Origin of the sequence: Acinetobacter soli (assembly GCF_018139125.1) — a bacterium.
Classification (GTDB): domain Bacteria; phylum Pseudomonadota; class Gammaproteobacteria; order Pseudomonadales; family Moraxellaceae; genus Acinetobacter; species Acinetobacter soli.
The window spans coordinates 1251580-1269704 of the sequence record NZ_CP073241.1 but is presented as its reverse complement, the minus strand read 5'-3'; the positions used below and the strand labels follow the sequence as shown (position 1 = coordinate 1269704).

The 18125-nt window shown below is 42.2% G+C and carries 17 protein-coding genes; 13 read left to right on the top strand and 4 right to left on the bottom strand.

From position 1 onward, the window contains the following. Nucleotides 1-463: 463 nt before the first annotated feature. On the bottom strand, nucleotides 464-1156 hold the full coding sequence (locus tag KCV09_RS05775) for an exonuclease domain-containing protein (protein WP_004947909.1): 693 nt from the start codon (nucleotides 1154-1156) through the stop codon (nucleotides 464-466). A gap of 177 nt (nucleotides 1157-1333) precedes the next feature. On the opposite strand from KCV09_RS05775, the gene KCV09_RS05770 reads away from it, so the two are divergent. The 7 genes from KCV09_RS05770 (at nucleotide 1334) to KCV09_RS05740 (ending at nucleotide 9732) form a co-directional block, all read left to right on the top strand. After that, nucleotides 1334-2557 carry an alpha/beta hydrolase gene (locus KCV09_RS05770; RefSeq protein ID WP_212515675.1) on the top strand — a complete coding sequence of 408 codons (1224 nt, stop codon included), beginning with the start codon at nucleotides 1334-1336 and terminating at the stop codon, nucleotides 2555-2557. Between the two features lie 155 nt (nucleotides 2558-2712). Then, nucleotides 2713-3966, top strand: a complete 1254-nt coding sequence (glyA, locus tag KCV09_RS05765) for a serine hydroxymethyltransferase (protein ID WP_212515674.1) — start codon at nucleotides 2713-2715, stop codon at nucleotides 3964-3966. 162 nt (nucleotides 3967-4128) lie between these two features. Beyond that, complete coding sequence (locus KCV09_RS05760) at nucleotides 4129-4920, top strand: tellurium resistance protein (RefSeq protein ID WP_149931313.1); 792 nt, start codon at nucleotides 4129-4131, stop codon at nucleotides 4918-4920. 32 nt (nucleotides 4921-4952) lie between these two features. Then, the gene (locus KCV09_RS05755) at nucleotides 4953-6059 is read left to right on the top strand and encodes a toxic anion resistance protein (RefSeq protein ID WP_171497748.1); all 1107 of its coding nucleotides are present in this window, start codon (nucleotides 4953-4955) and stop codon (nucleotides 6057-6059) included. A 25-nt stretch (nucleotides 6060-6084) separates the two neighbouring features. Beyond that, the gene (locus KCV09_RS05750) at nucleotides 6085-6996 is read left to right on the top strand and encodes a hypothetical protein (protein ID WP_212515673.1); all 912 of its coding nucleotides are present in this window, start codon (nucleotides 6085-6087) and stop codon (nucleotides 6994-6996) included. A gap of 113 nt (nucleotides 6997-7109) precedes the next feature. Next, a complete protein-coding gene (ahpF, locus tag KCV09_RS05745) occupies nucleotides 7110-8669 on the top strand; it encodes an alkyl hydroperoxide reductase subunit F (protein WP_212515672.1) in 1560 nt (519 codons plus the stop codon). Between the two features lie 232 nt (nucleotides 8670-8901). Next, nucleotides 8902-9732 carry a DODA-type extradiol aromatic ring-opening family dioxygenase gene (locus tag KCV09_RS05740; protein ID WP_151976522.1) on the top strand — a complete coding sequence of 277 codons (831 nt, stop codon included), beginning with the start codon at nucleotides 8902-8904 and terminating at the stop codon, nucleotides 9730-9732. A 49-nt stretch (nucleotides 9733-9781) separates the two neighbouring features. Here KCV09_RS05740 and KCV09_RS05735 read toward each other — a convergent pair whose 3' ends face one another. Further along, nucleotides 9782-10561, bottom strand: a complete 780-nt coding sequence (locus KCV09_RS05735; RefSeq protein ID WP_004938452.1) for a ferredoxin--NADP reductase — start codon at nucleotides 10559-10561, stop codon at nucleotides 9782-9784. A gap of 104 nt (nucleotides 10562-10665) precedes the next feature. Here KCV09_RS05735 and tsaA point away from each other — a divergent pair, with 104 nt between their 5' ends. Next, nucleotides 10666-11385 carry a tRNA (N6-threonylcarbamoyladenosine(37)-N6)-methyltransferase TrmO gene (gene tsaA / locus KCV09_RS05730; RefSeq protein ID WP_212515756.1) on the top strand — a complete coding sequence of 240 codons (720 nt, stop codon included), beginning with the start codon at nucleotides 10666-10668 and terminating at the stop codon, nucleotides 11383-11385. On the opposite strand, the gene KCV09_RS05725 is transcribed toward tsaA, so the two are convergent. Further along, nucleotides 11377-12330, bottom strand: coding sequence for a sensor domain-containing diguanylate cyclase (locus KCV09_RS05725; RefSeq protein WP_055415254.1), 954 nt, complete (start codon nucleotides 12328-12330; stop codon nucleotides 11377-11379). The two genes, tsaA and KCV09_RS05725, sit on opposite strands and share 9 nt — an antisense overlap. A 178-nt stretch (nucleotides 12331-12508) precedes the next feature. On the opposite strand from KCV09_RS05725, the gene KCV09_RS05720 reads away from it, so the two are divergent. From KCV09_RS05720 to KCV09_RS05705, 4 genes are all read left to right on the top strand, one after another. Next, entirely contained in the window at nucleotides 12509-14266 is a 1758-nt protein-coding gene (locus KCV09_RS05720) for a GspE/PulE family protein (RefSeq protein ID WP_212515671.1), read from the top strand. A gap of 85 nt (nucleotides 14267-14351) precedes the next feature. Then, nucleotides 14352-14708: a NirD/YgiW/YdeI family stress tolerance protein gene (locus tag KCV09_RS05715; RefSeq protein WP_055415298.1), complete on the top strand. Its 357-nt coding sequence runs from the start codon at nucleotides 14352-14354 to the stop codon at nucleotides 14706-14708. 110 nt (nucleotides 14709-14818) lie between these two features. Beyond that, entirely contained in the window at nucleotides 14819-15475 is a 657-nt protein-coding gene (locus tag KCV09_RS05710; RefSeq protein ID WP_212515670.1) for a response regulator transcription factor, read from the top strand. A 4-nt stretch (nucleotides 15476-15479) separates the two neighbouring features. Then, nucleotides 15480-16817, top strand: a complete 1338-nt coding sequence (locus tag KCV09_RS05705) for an ATP-binding protein (protein WP_212515669.1) — start codon at nucleotides 15480-15482, stop codon at nucleotides 16815-16817. 81 nt (nucleotides 16818-16898) lie between these two features. Here KCV09_RS05705 and hemP read toward each other — a convergent pair whose 3' ends face one another. After that, the gene (gene hemP / locus KCV09_RS05700; RefSeq protein WP_004938433.1) at nucleotides 16899-17066 is read right to left on the bottom strand and encodes a hemin uptake protein HemP; all 168 of its coding nucleotides are present in this window, start codon (nucleotides 17064-17066) and stop codon (nucleotides 16899-16901) included. Between the two features lie 139 nt (nucleotides 17067-17205). Between hemP and KCV09_RS05695 the strand changes: the two genes are divergently transcribed. Beyond that, on the top strand, nucleotides 17206-18102 hold the full coding sequence (locus KCV09_RS05695; protein WP_212515668.1) for a thiamine phosphate synthase: 897 nt from the start codon (nucleotides 17206-17208) through the stop codon (nucleotides 18100-18102). The last annotated feature ends 23 nt before the right edge of the window (nucleotides 18103-18125 follow it).

The window sequence follows — 18125 nt, the reverse complement described above, 5'->3', positions numbered from 1 at the left end:
TTATTAAATCATCAATTGTAAGCAATTGATCTTTATTGGCGTACAAATAAAAAGAGCCCATCGAGATGGGCTAAAGGGCTAAATCTTGCATATCCATAAGAATTATAAATATGCATATTTTGAAAATTCATAGCATCATACTAAGAATTTCATTAAATGTTTCTTCGTCTTTAGTCGTAGTTCGATTATTTTTTAGACGTGCCAGTCGTCATGTAATAGCTTGGTTTTATTTTTTAAAATAAAAATCATAAAAAACAAAACCTTAAAATTATACTAAAATTAAAATTGTTGAGTGGCTTCAGTACATTTATGCAAAAATAGCATAGATATACTTAGACCAATCGCATCTAAATCAAACTCAAGATCGAGTTTTTAAAACTTATATAGTTATAAGGTCTATCATTTATCAGTAATCGACCTTAAATATATAACTTGTTTTTTATAAAATCTGGCAGGATTTCACTTATGAAATGGCCTTCGTTTCCAAGGCTTTTTTAAGATAAGGATCGAGCTCATCCTGACGTAGTAGCCATTGCACGTAATCGTGTGGTAAATCCTTGATAGCAGTGCCACGATGTTTACCAAAGTTAATTTGTTCAGGAATCCGTGCTTCTTCCGAGGCGACATAAAGGGCGTCGATATTTGAAATATTTAAATGATGTACGATATGCATCAGTATATTGGCTGTCAGAATAATGTCTGCATCGGCACGATGGGCACCTTTAAGCATTTCTCGTGCTTTTGTACTGCCTTTTGAGATTAGATAAATCAACGCAGAGATATTGTGTGCCTCAGCTTGTGGCCACACTTTACGCGCAAGTGCCAATGTGCAAATTGCCTTAATCTGTGAGGTATCGACACCACATCTCGCAATTGCTTTGATATCGTAATCGACATTATGTCCAATAATGTATTGTGTTTGCTTAGGTAGCGAAAAGGTCGTGAAATGTGGTTGATGCTCCAGATCAGATTCTAGAATATGATGAACGGCCATTGAAGCATATGAAATCGGTTCATCTACACTGTAAAGTTGATCAAATAGCTCACTCTTGTCGAGCGTTAATTTACCTTCAAAGATTTCTACAGGCGCATAAGCAATTTCAATTGGATTACCATTTAACTGATGTGTTTCGGTATCTAAAATAATGGCGTTCATATTGCTCAGTAAGCTGACAGGTGATTTGTCAATTTATCATTCTCTTGTAATCAGGCAAAGCCTTTAAAAGGTGGTTTGATCAACCTGCAAGCGATGCTTGTGAACCGCTCACTTTTCCGCTATGTTTAAACAGAAAATAAATACAATCAGCAAAGAAGCTTAAAGGACAAAGCAACAATGAAAAAACATCTCATGGTTTTAACCACACTCAGTGCCTGTATTTTTCTAAGCGCCTGTAATGATAGTAGTGACTCCGATTCATCAAGCTCATCAAGTAATGTGCCTGAAAATAATATTCAGAATCCTGTTGTAGGAATACCTACAGCGTATACTCAATCTGGTATGGATCAGGTTGCTGGTGAAAGTGTGGTCATGACTTACAAAATGCTCGGAATAAGTGGGCAAGAAGTATTGGCAACATCACTGGTTTTCACACCAAAAGGTACACCACCAAGTGCAGGTTGGCCAATTGTGGCTTGGGCACATGGAACGACAGGTGTGGCTGATATTTGTGCGCCAAGTCGTAATGTCATGGATGAAAATGTAAAAACCATGATCACTCAGTTGCTGGCGCAGGGTTATGTTGTTGTAGCACCAGATTATGAAGGATTGGGAGAGCCGAATGGTAAAGAAATTCATCCTTTCTTAAATGTAAAAAGTGAAGCGTATTCAATTACCGATGCGGTTGTAGCAGCAAAAAGCTATTTGGGAGCAAAAGCTGCCACAAGATGGGTCGCAGTGGGGCACTCGCAAGGTGGACAGGCCGCGCTCGGGGCAGCACAATATGCGTCGCGTGCAAAGCTGACCTATAAAGGTACAATCGCTGTAGCACCAGCATCAAATCTGGATCTTATTTTAAACGCCGGGGAGCTTTCAGCTGCAAACCAGCCTGTAGCTGTCCAAATTCCAACATATACCAATTTAGATACTTACACAGCCTTAATTACTGCCGGACTGCGCAATCCAAATCCGTCCTTGCAATATAGTCAAATTTTTAAAAGCCCTTCAGATAAAATTGCCGCTCAAGCAGAAAGTGTCTGTGCACCAGCCTTGGCGCAATCATTTGCGGTAGGGTTGACAGCGTATGCTAATCAGAACAACAATAGCTTAACTGGCTATGGTCGTACTCAGGATGGCTTTCTCAATTTATCTGTAGTGAAAAATTTTACCAGTACAGATGGGCAACCACTAACAGTTAAAGTTTCAACGCCTATTAAGATTTATCAGGGGCAGGCCGATACTACGGTGCCATTTATTGCAACCAACAAGCTTGTTACGGAAGCAAAATTAGCCGGTACGAATATCAACTTTATTACCAATCCGACTTGGACACACGGCAGTGCGTATAGCTTGAATATCTCCAATATTGTCACCGACGTAAATACTTTGTTTACCCAGTAAGTTAATCTTTTTATGGCAAAATGGCTGATCCGCGCAGGATGAGCCATTTTTATGCATAACTGAGCAACTTCGCCCTGCTTAAACTCAAACTTCATGATACAATAGCGTCCAATCTTAGCACGGCTTAAAAGCCCTACTACATAGGACCCTCGCTAATGTTTGCCAACATTTCTCTTTCTGAATTTGATCCAGAATTGGCCAAAGCAATTGAAGCTGAAGATGCGCGCCAGGAAGCGCATATTGAGTTAATTGCATCTGAAAACTATTGCTCTCCTGCGGTGATGGAAGCGCAAGGATCAAAGCTTACCAATAAATATGCAGAAGGTTATCCGGGCAAACGCTATTACGGCGGCTGCGAATATGTAGATGTAATCGAACAACTTGCAATTGACCGTGCAAAAGCGCTTTTTGGTGCTGACTATGCAAACGTTCAACCGCATGCTGGTTCACAAGCAAATGCTGCGGTATATCTTGCACTTTTAAATGCAGGTGATACGGTTTTGGGTATGAGCCTTGCACATGGTGGTCACTTGACTCACGGTGCAAAAGTTAACTTCTCTGGTAAAACTTACAATGCTGTACAGTACGGTTTAAATCCAGAAACTGGTGAAATCGATTACGACGAAGTTGAGCGTTTGGCACTTGAGCACAAGCCACGTATGATCGTTGCTGGTTTCTCTGCTTATAGCCGTATTGTCGACTGGCAGCGTTTCCGTGATATCGCGGATCAAGTGGGTGCATATCTATTTGTTGATATGGCACACATCGCTGGTTTGGTTGCAGCTGGTGTGTATCCAAACCCAGTTCAAATTGCGGACGTTACTACAACAACGACTCACAAAACACTTCGTGGCCCACGTTCTGGCTTGATCTTGGCGAAAGCAAATGAAGAAATCGAGAAGAAACTTCAGTCTGCTGTGTTCCCAGGCAATCAAGGCGGTCCGCTTGTACACGCTATTGCTGCAAAAGCAATCTGTTTTAAAGAAGCAATGACGCCTGAATTTAAAACGTATCAACAACAAGTCGTAAAAAACGCGCAAGCTATGGCAGATGTGTTAATCGCGCGCGGTTACGACATCGTATCGGGTGGTACAAACAACCACTTGTTCTTGTTGTCACTTATCAAACAAGACATCACTGGTAAAGAAGCTGATGCATGGTTAGGCGCTGCCAACATCACCGTTAACAAAAACGCTGTACCAAACGATCCACGTTCACCATTTGTGACTTCTGGTATCCGTATTGGTACTCCGGCGGTAACTACGCGTGGTTTTGGTGAGTCTGAAACGCGTGAATTGGCGGGTTGGATTGCTGATGTACTTGATAGCAAAGGCGACGAAAACGTGATTGCTGAAGTAAAAGCAAAAGTTGAAGCAGTGTGTGCGAAGTTCCCAGTTTATGCGTACTAAGTCATACTGAAAAAAAGACCTCCCATCTGGGAGGTTTTTTTATATCGGTTTTTAGGGTGTGTAAAAAATGTTTAACATAAATCCATCATCTTGCTAAGTTTATCATCTAGGTGTTTACTTAAAATCATCCTATGATGGTATTCATCAGTTCAATTCATGGTTATGGCTCAGTTGAATGCATTAATTCCGCTTGATCAGATTGATACAGACCCAAAACAGGTCTTGGCGATCAAACGTATGGATCTTGTGCCACTACTCGATGATCCGTACCGATTAAATCACTATGCCGATCAGCTGATTCAAGCTCAGGCTGTATTGCTGAACCAAATTTCGCCTGAACTTACGCATGATTTAAGTCGTGTGATTTCTCATTTGATTGATAAATTATCTAAATCTGACAAGGTCATTAAGAAAAAATCTTTTAATCGTTTACAAAAATGGTTTGGCGTAGACATCGAGCATGATCAGACACAACTCAATTATTTGCATGGATTAGATGCATTAATCGAGCAGGCGGATCGATTGAGTCAGCAGCTTGCAGTCGAAATTCAAAAATCACAATCACGAATTCAACAGTTACTTGGTCTGCGCGAACAAATGGCACTTTATATCGTGGCTGCACAAGAATTTTTGGGTGAGTATCCTGCTTTTATCCGCCATCAGCATCCACTCGATCACTTTTCAGAGCGGCTATCTAAAAAAATCAATAGTTTGCAAACACTACAAGCCAGTAATGATCTTGCCATCACGCAAATGTTTTTAACCCAACAGCTCTCGTTTGGTTTGCTTGATCGTTTTAAAGAAGCTCAGCAAGTACTGATTCCAGCTTGGCAATATCATTTGAAACAAAGTATGCAAAACAGCTCGGCACTTGAATTGCAAAAACTTGATCATAGCCGCGAAAGTTTATTAACTATTTTAAGACAATCATTAGAAAAGAGGGTAGAACCATGACGCAGTTCGAGTCAGACCAACAGCCGAATGTGATGAAATCCGACACTGCTCTCACGCAGCATGAATTTGATCGATTGGATTTAAAAGCGCTAGGTTTACAGCCAGAGGATTTTATTCATGTGCAGGATGCTCATCGTGAGCTTGCAGATTTAAATCACGCTACTGTAGCCGAATATGGTAAAGACATTGCCAGCGTAACCTCTGCATATACGGACGAGCTTTTACACTTGGTGCGTAGTAAGGATCTCGATGAAACGGGTAAGAAATTGAACGAAGTGGTACACGTGGCCAAACAGCTCAACACTTCAAGTATTTTAAATAAACCTAAAACCTCGACCATTCCACTGATTGGCGGACTTCTAAATCGTATGAAGGGCGCAAAACAAAGCTTTGATCAAAACTTTGTCAATACCAAAGAGCAGATTGATGGCTTGGTTAAAGAGATCGAGACCACGCAAATCGGCTTAAAAACTCGAGTCAATACCCTCGATAAAATGTTTACAGCTGTACAAGATGAACACAAACAACTCGGTGTTTTGGTTGCAGCAGGAAAAATCAAGCAGCAACAATTACAAGCACAAATTCAGCAATTAACCGAAGATTCCAATGCTCAGCAGCATACTCAGGCCATTTACGATTTAAATCATTTATCCAATAATCTTGAAAAGCGTGTGAGTGATTTACAAGTATTGCAGCAATCCGCCATGCAGACATTGCCTATGATCCGGATTATTCAATCGAATAACTTAATGCTAGTGGATAAATTTTATGCCATAAAAAACATTACATTACCCGCTTGGAAAAATCAGATTAGCTTGGCAATTTCCTTGCAAGAGCAACAAAACAGTGTGCAGCTTGCCAAACATATTGATGATGCCACTAATGAACTTTTACGACGTAATGCAGAATTACTACATCAAAATTCAATTGACACCGCGAAGGCCAATCAACGGTCTGTTATTGATATTGAAACACTTGAGCACGTTCAAAATACGCTGATTAAAACGGTCAATGATGTGATTCAGATTCAAAAAGAGGGCATGCAAAAGCGCGATGAAGCTACCGTTCGTTTACGTGCATTACAAGATAATTTGCAGCAACTGGTAATTGATTCAAGTCGCACCAAAACAGAAACTTGATTGAAATACGCTTTGGGAGAAAACATTGCCATCGGTCAAACATTACCCCATTCACCCCGACGATATCCAAACTCGACTTGTCACTTTAAAAAAACGACAGCGTGGCTTGAGTATATTCGGGATTGCTGCACTCAGTGTATGTGCACTTGCGGTATTGTTTTCATTTACACTTCAGCCTGTAATTTATGGCTTTTTTGATTTGAGTACACAAATCAAGCAGCTTCATATTCCAGCAGGGTTTGAGGAGCAATTGTTTGTCGATGAGCAACCCGATTATTTAATGACCTTATTGTCATGGTTGGGGTGGTTGATACTCAAACTTACGGTGAGTTTTTTTGGTGCTTTTATTTTTGTACGGTTACTTAAAAAATTCCGTTTTTTTAAAGTCCGATTTAAATCTTTGATTTTACGCTTTGTGGCATGGCTCATTGGGTGGATTTTGATTTGGTCTGGCTTAACCTTTCTCCAATATCATCAGCAAAATGATGAAGCGCAAGCGTATGCTGAGTTGGTTCAATATGATCAGCGCATTCAGACCAGTCCGATTTTTCAATATTTACTACAAGTCCATTCACCTCAACCCGTCAAAGATTATTTACTCGCGCAAACTGCGCTGTTACATCGTCCCATAGACAAGGATGCTGCTGTATCCTACACCAGTAGTCTGATTCGTGCCGAACGCACGGATCCACATTTTTTTGAATACGGCCTCAAACGCGAGCAATTGTGGACCATTCAGCATCAAGTTTACGGAAAAAGCATCACACCGATGGCGCAAAGTATCGATGCGCAAGCACGTCAAGCAGCACGTATCAGTGAGGTCACTCAGCGATTGAGCTGGGGATTAAGCTTTGTGGCGTTTTTGGCTGGGGCAATACTTTATGGTTTAAATGTAAACCTCAAAGCTCGTATTCGGCGGATTGAAGCTCGATTTTAGTATTTATTCAAAAAACCGATTGTATTGATAAAAACATACCGTTTCACCTATCAATGCATTTATCTTATTCTTCTCAACAAGTTAAATTATTTACTCCTTTGGAGCTGTTAGGCATGTTAGACCAAAATATCAAGACTCAACTTAAAACTTACTTAGAACGCTTAGAAAGCCCAATCGAACTGGTTGTTGCGCTCGATGATTCGGATAAATCCGCAAAGATCAAAGAACTGGTGACTGAAATCGCAGAACTCTCTGATCGCGTGACCGCTCGCTTTGATGGCCAGAATCCACGCCGTCCAAGCTTTGGTATTGCCAAAACAGGTGAACAGCCACGTGTGTTTTTTGCTGGTTTGCCAATGGGCCATGAGTTCACCTCGTTGATTCTGGCGTTGCTACAGGTATCAGGCTATGCCCCTAAAGTTGCGCCTGAGCTTTTAGAGCAGATTAAAGGCTTGCAGGTGAGTGATCATTTTGATGTATTTGTATCGTTAAGCTGCCATAACTGTCCAGATGTGGTACAGGCCCTCAACCTGATTGCCATTTATAACCCGAATACAACAGCCACCATGATTGACGGTGCCTTTTTCCAGGATGAGGTTGAAGAACGCAAGATCATGGCTGTGCCGATGGTGTTCCAAAACGGTCAGCATATTGGTCAGGGCCGTATGACGCTTGAAGAGATTGTAGCTAAACTCGACAATAATTCGGCTGAAAAAGACGCTGCGGCCATCAATGCCAAAGCTGCCTTTGATGTGCTGGTGGTCGGTGCTGGCCCTGCGGGTGGAACCTCGGCCATTTATGCCGCACGTAAAGGCATTCGTACCGGTATGATCGCAGAGCGCTTTGGCGGTCAGGTCATGGACACCATGGACATTGAAAACTTTACCTCGGTACAAAAAACCTTGGGGCCGAAGTTTGCCACCGATATGGAAGCACATATTCGTGAATACGATGTCGATATCATGAACTTGCAGCGTGTGAGCAAAATCACCGGTGCAGACCAAACCACAAATGGTCTGGTACATCTTGAACTTGAAAATGGCGCTACAGTTGAATCGAAAACCGTCATTCTTTCTACTGGTGCACGCTGGAGAAAGATGAATGTTCCGGGTGAGGATGAATATGCCACTCGTGGTGTTGCATACTGCCCACACTGCGATGGTCCGCTGTTTAAAGGCAAGAAAGTAGCGGTGATTGGTGGCGGTAACTCGGGTGTTGAAGCTGCGATTGATCTGGCTGGAATTGTTGAGCATGTGACGCTGATTGAGTTTGATACCAAACTTCGTGCCGATCAGGTCTTGCAAGACAAGCTGAACAGTTTGAGCAATGCCACCGTGATCACGCATGCCTTATCCACTGAAGTGGTGGGAGACGGTAGTCAGGTGACGGGTCTGAAATATAAAGACCGTGGCACTGATACCGAGCATACGCTTGAGCTGTCTGGTATTTTTGTACAGATCGGATTGTTGCCGAACACCGATTTCTTAAAAGGCACAGTGGATTTAAATGCACGCGGTGAGATCATTATTGATGAGCGTAACGAAACCAATGTGAAGGGTGTGTTTGCTGCGGGTGACTGTACCACGGTACCGTACAAGCAGATCATTATTGCAACAGGTGAAGGGGCTAAAGCCGCATTGTCTGCCTTTGATTATATTATTCGCAACGGTTAATCAACAATGATTCAAGGCATCCAGACGTAGAAGGTGCCTGAAACAAATTTTGAGTTTATAGGAACTGAATAGGCTAACGATTCAGTTCCTTTTTTTATTTAGCCTTTTCTCATAGGGTTAGCTCAGATTATATCGTTCTAAATTCACTTCAATATGTTCTAGTTTTACGCTTGTCGTGTCGTAATTGAATCAATACCATCATTCTAAGTATCAAGCAAAGAAAGAGGGAAATATGTTAAATGCCAGTACCCGACAACCTGTTTTTTTTATTTCTCACGGTGGTGGGCCATGGCCATGGATGCCTGAAGTTTTTGCAACAACCTATGCAAAACTGGCACAATCACTTTCTGGCTTACTCAAAACGTTGCCTCAAAGACCACAGGCAATTTTGATGGTTTCTGCACACTGGGAAGAGCAGGTCTTTACTGTCCAAACAGCGACTCAACCTGAAATGATTTATGACTATGGTGGCTTTCCTGCCCACACGTACCAGATTCATTATCCGTCTGCCGGATCTCCTGAGCTTGCCCATCAAGTGACGCAATTGCTTGAACAAAACGCTATTGCAGTAAAGACAGATGAGAGACGTGGATACGATCATGGTATGTTTTCTCCGATGCAGGTGATTAACCCTGCGGCAGATATTCCTGTGGTTCAGTTATCACTCAAAAAAGGCTTGAATCCGCAGGAGCATCTCGATTTAGGTCGGGCATTGGCGCCCTTACGTGATCAAAATATTCTGATTGTCGGCAGTGGGTTGAGCTATCACAACCTGAGAATGTTTAATACTCAAGCCGCTGAACCTTCAAAAATGTTTGATCAGTGGTTGTATGAAAGCGTAGTGGAATGTCAGGGAGGCGAACGTCAGCAGCGACTGATCGATTGGCAGCAGGCACCCGCTGCGCGTATTGCACATCCACGGGAGGAGCATTTATTGCCGTTAATGGTGGCTGTGGGGGCGGCAGAAAACGAAAACGGTGCTCGTAATTATCATGAATCTACTTTTATGGGTGGATTATCAGTATCGAGTTTTGTTTTTGGTAGCACTTTGGGCAATACATAAGGCATAAAAAAACCGAGGATGTGACCTCGGTTTTTTATGCGATTCAGAATTACTTTTCAACAAAGGCACGTTCAATCACGTAGTCGCCTAAAACACCCATACGTGGCGATTCTTTTAGGCCAGCTTTGTCGAGTAATGCAGCCACATCAGTTAGGAAGTGTGGACTACCGCAAAGCATTGCACGGTCTGTTTCTGGGTTAAATGGGGGTAAGCCAATTTTTTCAAAAATAGCGCCTGTTTCGATTGCAGTCGTTACACGGCCTTCATTTTCAAATGGCTCACGAGTAACGGTTGGGTAGTAAATCAATTTATTTTTGATATCGAGCTCTTCAAACCATTCATTGTTTGGCAGTTCGTTCAAAATTAAGTCTTGATAAGCCAGTTCACTGATCCAGCGTGTACCATGAACCAAAATCACTTTTTCAAACTTTTCATAAGTTTCTGGATCACGAATCAATGATAAAAATGGTGCCAAACCTGTACCAGACGACAACAGATACAAGTTTTTACCCGGATTTAAATCGTCATGAACCAAAGTACCTGTTGGTTTTCTAGAAATCAGAATTTCGTCACCAACCTGTACTTTTTGCAAGATCGAAGTAAGTGGGCCGTCTTGTACTTTAATTGAAAAGAACTCAAGTTCTTCTTCATAATTGGCGCTGGCAATTGAGTAGGCACGCATTAATGGTTTGCCATTGACCTCAAGCCCGATCATTACGAACTGACCATTTTTAAAACGTAAGGCAACATCGCGCGTGGTTTTAAAACTAAACAGAGTGTCATTCCAGTGGTGAACATGGGTAATGCGTTCAACGTTAAAAGCAGCCATTAAAGGTCTCAATTACGATCAAAAGAAAACAGTATGCTATTCTAATCTAAAATCATTCTCGATAAACTGAATATATTTAATTGTGTTTATAAGAAAAAGTGATGATGATGTCGTTAACACTCCCGATCATAGGTACCATGCATTCGCCTTATATGGAAAAATTTGGCATTCCGCGGCAGCCGAATCTGGTTGAGGTCGAATCCTATATAGAACTTCATGCGCCTTATGATGATGAGCTGGCATTTGAAGGAATCGAGTCATTTAGTCATTTATGGCTGTTGTGGCAATTTCACGACAACAAACACTCAAATGAGCCAGAGAAGTTTCGGGCACAGGTGCGTCCTCCTCGATTGGGCGGTAACAAGAAAATAGGCGTATTTGCGACCCGCAGCATGTATCGCCCATCACCAGTTGGCTTATCCGTCGTGAAATTTAAAGCACTTAAACGACAAGGTAAAACGCTTCGACTGTATGTCACGGGGAGTGACCTGTTGCATGGCACCCCGATTATTGATATTAAGCCTTACATTCAGTATTCCGATGCCATTTTGGATGCCACCAGTGGCTATGCACAAGATCAACCTCCGCGAAAAATCGTGATTTGGCAAGACGATGCACAACAACAAAAACAGCAACTCACAGCGCTGCAATTGATGAATGAGCAACATGCAGCCGAACTGGAACAAGTATTATCACTTGATCCGCGTCCAGCATATCAAGATGATCCTTCACGTATATATAAAATGAAATTTGCCGGACTTGATGTGAGCTTTACAGTGAATGAATCGACGATTGAAATTATCGGACTGGATTCTTTAAATTGAGAACTTTAAGGACTGCTTGCATTCACGTTTGTGTACATACATGGCCAGATCGGCATCTTTGCATGCCATGACCAGTCCCTTGGCAGGATGACGGATTGCATAGCCAACCGCGGCACTGATTTTGGCATCTAAAAAATGTTGAAGTAACCGGCGTTGAAGCTGTTCCAAATCTTGAAGGTCAAGATTGAGCGTTAAAATGCCAAATTCATCGCCACCAAGACGTGCGACAAGATCCTGTTTGCGTAACGTGCGCTTTAAAACCTGAGCAGCGTGTTGAATGTATTGATCACCACAATCATGGCCCTCAAGATCATTTATTTTTTTGAGATCATTGAGATCAATCATGAATACAGCTGCTGTATGGCCATATAAACGGCAGCGTTCTTCTTCAGCAGCAATAAACTGCTCCCAGCCACGACGATTATAAACATGGGTCATACTGTCCATAATCGCTTCGGTTTGCAGACGTTCATGCTGGCGAATATGTTCATTTTCACGAATTTCACGCTGTAAGATATGACTCAGTAGGTTGCCGAACAATTCAACCAGCCCACCATCTTCAATAATTTTGTCGGATTTAGGCTGTGGGTCAATCGCGCATAAGGTACCAAAAAGGCTACCATCTTCGTTGACTAAAGGTTGCCCAATATAAGCTTTAATGTTGACTTGCTGTGCAATCGGGGCTGACGCATAAAGCGGAATTTCTTCCGAGCGCGGCGCGATGCGTGGCGCTTTTCCCAACACCATGTGGGAGCAAAACGAATCTGCCCAGTTAAAAACCCGACCGGGTTTTACATCATAGCCGTGATCTTCAGATTGCAATACAATCCAGTCATTACCTTCAACGCGAGTGATCATCCAGAGATCAAAACCAAACTTTTGATGCAAATAATGCAAAACTGCTTGTCCGGCTTCCTGAAAGTTTTTAAATGCGCTAAACGCCATCTAGTCACCCGTACTTTTAAATGATATTTTTTTAATGCCTTAAGTAAGACTTTAAAGCAATTTTTACTCTATGCCTATCCTCTATACAAATGATCAACCAAATCGCGTGAGTTTTTGGATTATTCGCGTGTTGAACAGTCAACTCTGATATATTAAAAGTAGCGCTAGAGGGAAAATAATGACTTATAACTTTGAAATTGATACGGTTTGGTGCTTAGAAGAATTATTAAAAGCACACCGAATCAGTGAGCGAGACAAGTTGCTGGTACAAACAACCCAGCGCAATAAACAACAGATGAAATGGCATCCGTTACAGTGGATTGCTCACTTTGGTTTAAAAGATCAACAACATCCTACTCAGAACATAGACTTACTGTGTCTAAGTCGCTGGTTGGCAGAAAAATCAGGATTGGCATTTTATTTAATTGATCCACTCAAAGCAGATGTAAATGCACTGACTGCGGTCATGTCGCAAGAGTTTGCCGAGCGTAATCAAATTTTAGCGGTTGAAGTACATGCTGATCGCGTAGTGATCGGAACCGATCAGCCTTTTCAAACCGACTGGCTTGCAAATTTAGAGCGCAGTCTGGCACCCAAGAAAATAGAGCGTGTGATCATTTCACCCGATCAGTTACAACGTTATTTACCCGAATATTATCAGGTGAGCCGAGCGGTTCATTCCTCAAAAAACAGTAAGAGTTATGAGCGTGAGAACAAGGGCGTTGAGGCGTTGCTTCAAATTGGCGATACGCAAAATCCAGATGCCAACGATCAGCACATCGTCAAACTGGTCGACTGGATTTTACAGTTTGCATTTGAACAAGGTGCCAGTGATATTCATTTAGAGCCAAGAAAAGAAAAAGGCAATGTACGCTTTCGAATCGATGGCGTACTCCACACGATTTATCATATGCCTGCAAATACGCTTTCAGCAGTGATTGCTCGGATTAAAATTCTGGGTCGTTTAAACGTGGCTGAAAAACGTAAACCCCAAGATGGACGTTTGAAAACCCGAACACCCAAAGGGCAGGAAACCGAACTACGTCTTTCAACCATGCCAACAGCATTTGGTGAAAAACTGGTGATGCGAATTTTTGATCCAGATGTGCTGGTTCGAAGTTTTGAAAAACTGGGTTTTCCCGATCAGCTTCTCAGCGAATGGCAAGCCTTGAGTCAAAATACACACGGTATTATCTTGGTGACAGGGCCGACTGGTTCGGGTAAAACCACAACGCTTTATTCATCGCTTAAAAAGCTGGCAACCGAACAGGTCAATGTATGTACCATTGAAGATCCTATTGAGATGCTGGAATCGAGTTTTAACCAGATGCAGGTGAATCATGCCATCGACTTAGACTTTGCCGAAGGTGTACGGGCACTGATGCGTCAAGATCCAGACATTATTATGGTGGGAGAAATTCGCGATCAGGATACCGCCAATATGGCAATACAGGCGGCACTGACTGGACATCTGGTACTGTCGACCTTACATACTAACGATGCGCCTTCTAGCCTGACTCGACTACACGATTTGGGTGTACAGCCTTTTTTGACTGCGGCTACGCTGCTGGGGGTGCTGGCACAGCGTTTGGTTCGACAGCTGTGTCCGCATTGTAAAGTGTCCACCTCGGTGAACTTGCAGCAATGGCAATATCTTACGGAAGGCTACGAGATTGATACGCCCGTTGAAATGTTTCAACCCGTTGGCTGCGAGCATTGTCGCCAAACGGGATATAAAGGTCGTATCGGGATCTATGAGTTGATGCCGATTGATCTGACGCTCAAGCAGTGGTTGAGTCATACAGATGATCTGGGCGAATTAAAGGCACAGCTCAAACAGCAAGGATTTGAGCCACTTCGAATTGCGGGTGCGAAAAAAGTATTGCAAGGCGTGACCAGTCTTGAAGAAGTATTACGTGTGGTTCCGCTCAGCTAAATATTGCAAATGATGCATCTTAAGATTCGCCTCATGTAATTTTGATTTACTACCATTATCAAATGAGCAGATCAGAGAGATGAAAATGAAACGTTTTGCCACATTAGTTTTAGCTTCAGGCCTATCCATTGCAGGCTTTAGTTATGCACAGCCCGTCAACCAGAGTGCTTTGGCACCAACGACCATCGCCAGTGTAAAAGATGCTCTGAACTACAAAGATAACACGCCGGTTAAACTACAAGGGCAGGTGGTGAAGTCACTGGGCGATGAAAAATATCAATTTCGCGACAGAACGGGTTATATCACCGTCGATATCGACGATGAACTTTGGCAAGGACGCCCGGTTTCACCAACAACACAACTCACATTGATAGGTGAAGTCGATATTGATTACAAGCCTACCAAGCGTGTTGAAATTGATGTCGATCAAATACAATTCTAAACTATTGTGTGCACAATCAATCTTGTAGCGTATAAACCGTATATCCTTTGTGGGATATACGGTTTTTTATTGTTTTGATGATTCCCCACGGTTTTTAGAGCACGATTAAAATGAGAATTTTGATTGCAGAAGATGATGTATCGCAAGCAGAAAGTATAAAGTCATGGTTAGAACTCGATGGCTATACAGTAGATTGGGTTGAACGTGGCGATTATGCGATCGCTGCGATTGAACAGCATGAATACGATTGCATTTTATTAGATCGTGGCCTGCCCAAAGCAACAGGTGATCAGGTCTTAAATACTCTTCGTAAGCATCAATCTCAAACGCCGGTTATTCTGATTACCGCATGTGACAGTATTCAAGATCGTGTCGATGGCTTGGATTTGGGGGCAAACGATTACTTGGTGAAGCCGTTTAGTCTAGAAGAATTGTCTGCCCGCATTCGTAGTCATTTGCGTGCCAGTCAAAAACAATTAACAGATACCTTATACTGGAAAGAGATTGAGCTGAATACACAGGCCAAATGGGTGAAAATTTCAGGGCATTTGATTGATTTAACTGCAAAAGAATTTAAGGTGCTGCATCGTATGATGCAAAATCCTGAGCGAGTGGTGACGCGCGAACAACTTGAAAATACCCTATATGCGTGGGGCGATGAGATTGAAAGTAATGCCATTGAAGTATTTATTTACCAGCTACGAAAAAAAATCGGATCGGGATATATCAAAACCATTCGCGGTTTAGGATATCGAATGAGTGAATAAATCCATGCCAAAATCATCGTCACTGCAAACTCGCCTGATACGTGGCACGCTGATCAGCAGTATCATTGCGGGGCTAATTGCTTTCGTGTTGCTGATCGCCATTACGGTGGTACACACCATGAATATTCAAGATGAAATCATGGATGAAGTATCTGATCTGCTTCTGGCTTCAGATCTGAATATTCCCTCAGCAAGAGATTTAAACGAGCTCACAGAAGAATTTGATTTGCAATACAGTCTCTACTGGAAAGGCCGAGAATTGGTGCATTCCGATCAGCATGAAGATATACAACCAATCAACCTTTATGCTTCTGATTTTGATTATTTTTTTTATAAGGGTCAGCTCTGGCGTAGTTTACATGCGAGCAAGTTAGAAGCAGAGCTAAACGTGGTGGTGATTCAGCCATTAAGCGCTCGCTTTTCAGAAATTTTTCAAAGTATATTTTGGTATGCCTTAGGGCTGGTGATCTTATGGATGATTCAATGGATCTTACTGAAATGGACCATTAAAAAACAGTTATCGAGTTTAAGTGATCTGTCTCGTTCAATTGCACAGCGTTCGACAGAAAACCTTGAACCGATTCAGCAAGAGCCGCACAGCATTACCGAATTACAGCCTGTTATAGATTCGCTCAACTCGTTATTGATTCGTCTTGAGCGTGCATTGAGTGCTGAACAGCGCTTTACCGCAGATGCTTCACATGAGCTGCGCTCGCCTCTATCGGCGATACAAATGCGTGTACAGGTGATGCAGCGTAAATTTGCAGATATGAATGAGTTGAATGAGGATTTAAAAATCATCCAACATGATGTTCAGCGCAGCACGCGCATTTTGGAAAATCTCCTGTTACTTGCTCGTCTAGATCCATCACAAGCCGAAGAATTACCTAAAACTCAGCTTGATATGACCGTGTTGATGGAGGATGTGTATACACAACTTGAGAATTTTGCTCAAGCGAAAGCGATTCGATATACCGTGCATCAGTATGCACAACGTACTCATGTTTACGGCAACTATGAGCTCATTTATACCTGTGTGCGTAATGTATTGGATAATGCAATTCGCTATACGCCAGTCAGTGGGCAGATTGATGTTGAATTGCTCAATGAGCAGGATCATTTGATCATCAAAATACAAGATGAGGGCAATACACTTGATGCGGCCTTACTGACACAATTGGGTCAGCGATTTTTTCGGGCACTCGGCACAAAGCAACCCGGTACAGGTTTAGGTCTATCAATTACCAAAAAAATTATAGAACTTCATCAGGGACGGGTGGATTTTTCACTCTCAGCTCAAGGTGGATTGATTGTGAAATTGATTTTACCCAATGCATCATAAGAAAAAACCGTATGAATATTTGCATACGGTTTAATTTATTCTCACCACGATTGTTATTATTTTTTAACTCAAACTCTCGGTTTATTTAGTTAAGATTAAACGATTATTACGTGTCAGACGCAGGCGATATTCTTCTCCGGCATGCATAATTCGAATTTCGCGACCGAGGGCGAACAGATTGTTTGAATGTAGCATAGGTAATGATTGGGCTTCATTGTTACGTGTAAACAGGTTAAAAGGTGCGTTCATTGTTGTTGCTCCGTGGTATGTTTATTTAACGATTTAAATGATAATCATTATCGAATAGGCCTGTCAATTAAAATTTTAGCATTTTATAAAAAATAAAATTTCCTTACACTTCACGTAATAAATTGATCTCGAGAGAACTATGTTTAAACCCGTCGTAGACGTTGCTATTGGAATCTTGCTGCACAAAAATAAAGTATTGGTTGGGTGGCGACAAGCCAGTCAGCATCAGGGAAATAAACATGAATTTCCAGGCGGTAAAGTCGAGACACATGAACAGCCTGTCGATGCTTGTCGCAGAGAGGTTTTTGAAGAAGTTGGGGTCGGATTATCAGACTGGCATTGCTTTGATGTGATTCAACACGAGTATGATGATGTCGTGGTGGTCTTGCATTTATTTTCTGCTTATGTACCAGATACATTGCTAGATTTGATCCAGCAGCCATGGTCATGGTATCACCGTGAAGAATTGCAGCAATTAAACTTTCCCGCCGCAAATTACTCAATCTTAGCGCGTCTGTCGTGGCCCAATATCATCAAGATTTCAAGTACTGAAATTGTGCCCAAAAAAGAGGAGCTAATTTACTGGCGCCCAGAACAGACTAATTCAAGTGAGGGTGTTTCACTTCAGTTCGAGTTAGATTCACATCACTATGCGTCGTACATCGTCAATCTAGAGCATTATTTACAACTTGATCCAGAGCAACAAAATAAGATTGGAAGCATTCATTTAAAACAATCTCAACTGATACAGCTCAGTAAAGGCGATTTGATTTGTGGGCGACGTTATATCGCTGCCTGTCATGATCTGGTGTCGATTCAGCAGGCACACAAAATTGGTTGTGATGCGATTTTGATCAGCCCGGTACAAGCCACCCAAACTCATCCAGATCAAGCCCCACTAGGCTGGGAGCGCTTTGAGCATCTGGCACAGCGCAGTCATCTGCCGGTTTTTGCTTTGGGTGGTATGCACCGTTCTATGCTCGATCTGGCGAAGAAGCACGGCGCATATGGTATTGCGGGCATTCGAAATATTTAAAATATAAAGCGAACAAACCACTA

Bases quoted from the DNA above. Each gene is read 5' to 3' on its own strand.
- KCV09_RS05755 (WP_171497748.1), top strand. From the start codon at position 4,953: ATGAAATCCGACACTGCTCTCACGCAGCATGAATTTGATCGATTGGAT.
- KCV09_RS05695 (WP_212515668.1), top strand. From the start codon at position 17,206: ATGTTTAAACCCGTCGTAGACGTTGCTATTGGAATCTTGCTGCACAAA.
- glyA (WP_212515674.1), top strand. From the start codon at position 2,713: ATGTTTGCCAACATTTCTCTTTCTGAATTTGATCCAGAATTGGCCAAA.
- KCV09_RS05770 (WP_212515675.1), top strand. From the start codon at position 1,334: ATGAAAAAACATCTCATGGTTTTAACCACACTCAGTGCCTGTATTTTT.
- tsaA (WP_212515756.1), top strand. From the start codon at position 10,666: ATGATGTCGTTAACACTCCCGATCATAGGTACCATGCATTCGCCTTAT.
- ahpF (WP_212515672.1), top strand. From the start codon at position 7,110: ATGTTAGACCAAAATATCAAGACTCAACTTAAAACTTACTTAGAACGC.
- KCV09_RS05740 (WP_151976522.1), top strand. From the start codon at position 8,902: ATGTTAAATGCCAGTACCCGACAACCTGTTTTTTTTATTTCTCACGGT.
- KCV09_RS05720 (WP_212515671.1), top strand. From the start codon at position 12,509: ATGACTTATAACTTTGAAATTGATACGGTTTGGTGCTTAGAAGAATTA.
- KCV09_RS05760 (WP_149931313.1), top strand. From the start codon at position 4,129: ATGGCTCAGTTGAATGCATTAATTCCGCTTGATCAGATTGATACAGAC.
- KCV09_RS05710 (WP_212515670.1), top strand. From the start codon at position 14,819: ATGAGAATTTTGATTGCAGAAGATGATGTATCGCAAGCAGAAAGTATA.
- KCV09_RS05735 (WP_004938452.1), bottom strand. From the start codon at position 10,561: ATGGCTGCTTTTAACGTTGAACGCATTACCCATGTTCACCACTGGAAT.
- KCV09_RS05775 (WP_004947909.1), bottom strand. From the start codon at position 1,156: ATGAACGCCATTATTTTAGATACCGAAACACATCAGTTAAATGGTAAT.
- hemP (WP_004938433.1), bottom strand. From the start codon at position 17,066: ATGAACGCACCTTTTAACCTGTTTACACGTAACAATGAAGCCCAATCA.
- KCV09_RS05715 (WP_055415298.1), top strand. From the start codon at position 14,352: ATGAAACGTTTTGCCACATTAGTTTTAGCTTCAGGCCTATCCATTGCA.
- KCV09_RS05705 (WP_212515669.1), top strand. From the start codon at position 15,480: ATGCCAAAATCATCGTCACTGCAAACTCGCCTGATACGTGGCACGCTG.
- KCV09_RS05725 (WP_055415254.1), bottom strand. From the start codon at position 12,330: ATGGCGTTTAGCGCATTTAAAAACTTTCAGGAAGCCGGACAAGCAGTT.